General features: G+C 78.4%; 1 protein-coding gene. It reads left to right on the top strand.

Annotation, left to right across the window (positions count from 1 at the left end; all coding sequences use genetic code 11):
* Positions 1-1432, top strand: a 1432-nt coding sequence (locus AB0I76_RS29865; protein WP_357042461.1) for a KR domain-containing protein, incomplete at both ends; no start/stop codon positions are given.

Below are 1432 nucleotides of genomic sequence, written 5' to 3'. Positions count from 1 at the left end.
CCGCGCTCGCCGAGGCCGCCGCGGCGGTCACCCCGGCGCGCCCGCGCCTGACCTACGCGTCCACCGTCACCGGCGACCTGGCCGTCGACGAGGTGGCCGAGCGCGCCTACTGGGTCCGGCAACTACGGGCGCCGGTGTTGTTCTCGGCCGCTCTGCGCGCCGCCGTGAGCGGGGTCGGTGCGACGGAGGGAGCCGACACCGAGGTCCTGCTCGTGCAGGTCGGGCCGGGGACGGCACTGGTCGGCCTGGCCCGCCGGCACCGGCTGCCGACGATACGGGCGGTCGTGCCGACGATGCCGTCCGACGAGGTCGGTGCGGACGCCGCCACGCTGCGGGAGGGGCTGGGCGCGCTCTGGTGCCACGGCGCCGAGGTGGACGCGGCCGCCGGACAGCGGGCGGGCCGGCGCCGGGTCGCCGCACCCGGGTACGCCTTCCAGCGTCGCCGGCTCTGGATCGACCCGGACGGCGGGCCGGCCCCAGCGTCCCCGGTGGACGCCGACGAGCCGATCCAGGTCCCGGTATGGCAGCAGGCCGCCCCACCCGCCGTCCGCCCCCGGATGCGGGGCCGGTGGCTCGTCGTGCCCGGCAACGACGCGGACGTCACCGCTGCGGTCTGCGCGGCCATCACCGCAGCCGGGGCCACCGCCCGGCCGGTACCCGTCCGGCCGGCCGGTGGAACGGAAGCGGACGGTGCGACGACCGGCGCCGCGGACGCCGACGGGGTGGTGGTCCTGCCGGGTGACGACGGAGATCCGGGGGCGGCGGTCCTGCGCCTCACGGAGATCGCCCGGCTGCTCGCCGGCACCGACGTGTCGATGCTGGTCGCGGTGACCCGCCGGGGCGTGGCCGTGCTGCCGCACGAGTCCCCGGATCCGGCCGGGGCCGCGGCGCTCGTCCTGCCGCAGGTGATCGCCCAGGAACGGCGCGGGCTGCGCTGGTCCGGTGTGGACGTCGACACCGCCGACCCGGGCGAGATCGCCACCGCCGTCGTGACGCACGCGGCCGGCATCCCCGATGACGTCGATCCGGGCGCCCAGTGTGCGATGCGCGGCGGCCGGCGCTGGCTTCGTGCCCTGGTGCCGTGGCGGCCCGACCCGCCGGAGCCGGACCGCTCGACCGGCACCGTGCTGATCGTGGGTGGCCTCGGTGCGGTCGGTACGACGATCGCGGGGCACCTTGCCGCCGCGGGTCACCACGTCGTCGTCACCTCCCGGCGCGGCGAGCCGGCACCGGACACCGACCAGGGGCGTGCCCTCGCCCGGGCGCGCGCCACCGGCGCGCCGGTGACCGTCCGCCGGTTGGACGCCACCGACGCGGAGGCCACCACGGCGCTGCTCACCGAGCTGTCCGGCACCGGCCCGCTGGCGCTGATCGTGCACGCCGCCGCTGCCGGCGGCGAGGACCGCTGGACGACGGTGCGGGACGCCACCGC

Source organism: Micromonospora sp. NPDC049799, assembly GCF_040656655.1.
Taxonomy (GTDB): Bacteria; Actinomycetota; Actinomycetes; order Mycobacteriales; family Micromonosporaceae; genus Micromonospora.
This window is presented reverse-complemented; position numbering and strand designations above follow the sequence as displayed.